Annotated in this window: 1 protein-coding gene; it reads left to right on the top strand. The window is 35.0% G+C overall.

Annotated elements, in window-relative coordinates:
- On the top strand, positions 1-868 hold an 868-nt coding region (locus NiCM35_RS26615; RefSeq protein WP_433780908.1), incomplete at both ends, for a hypothetical protein.

Below are 868 nucleotides of genomic sequence, written 5' to 3'. Positions count from 1 at the left end.
GGAAAGATAACAAGTATTGAACAAAATGTTGATGATATAAACGGTTCTCTATCTTCTGTTATTACGACTTTATCAGATATAGATGATGTTGTTTCAGAAACGCAGACTTCTATTTCTATGCTTGACGAGAAAATCGAAGCAAGAGCAACGAAGACGAGCGTGGACGCTTTGACGGGACGTATTTTGAATGCAGAGAGTAGCATATCTACAATCGCCGGGCAAATTGAACTAAAGGCTAATAAAGAAGATGTATACACCAAAACAGAAGCAGATGGACGTGTAACCAGCGCCATTAATTCTGCTAAGTCAGAGATTAAGATTACGACAGATGGAATTAGTCAATCTGTTTCTAGTCTCTCTGCTACCGTTAATGGAATTGAAATAGGTGGTAGAAATTATGCTTTAGGCACGAGTAATAGTAAAACTGTTGCTGGTAAAGGTGGAGCAAATGAAACTGCTACTTTATATTATGTGGATTTTTCAAAATTAGCAGGAAAAACTATTACAATATCATTCGATTTTATAGCTACTTCTAGCGGAGGAAATGCAAGGTTTAGGCTACAACAAGCTACAAGTCCGTATATGTCGATAACTGAACTAAATATATATACTAAGACAAATTTAACTCATTATTCTCATACTATGAATTTGCCAAGTACGTCTAATGAACCTAGATATATAAATATAAGAATGGACGACTTTGTGGGAGATATAACTCTCTCAAACCTTAAACTTGAAATTGGTAATAAAGAGACCGATTGGACACAAGCAATTGAAGATACTGACAACGCTATTTCTGATGTGCAATCTTATGCTTCATCTATTGATCAGAAAGCAGATAGTATTCAATCATCTGTATCTAATTTAA

The sequence above is a fragment of the Niallia sp. M35 genome, from assembly GCF_050971705.1.
Classification (GTDB): domain Bacteria; phylum Bacillota; class Bacilli; order Bacillales; family Cytobacillaceae; genus Niallia; species Niallia circulans_A.
The sequence above is the reverse complement of the archived record's forward strand: the minus strand, read 5'-3'. Positions and strand labels throughout refer to the sequence as shown.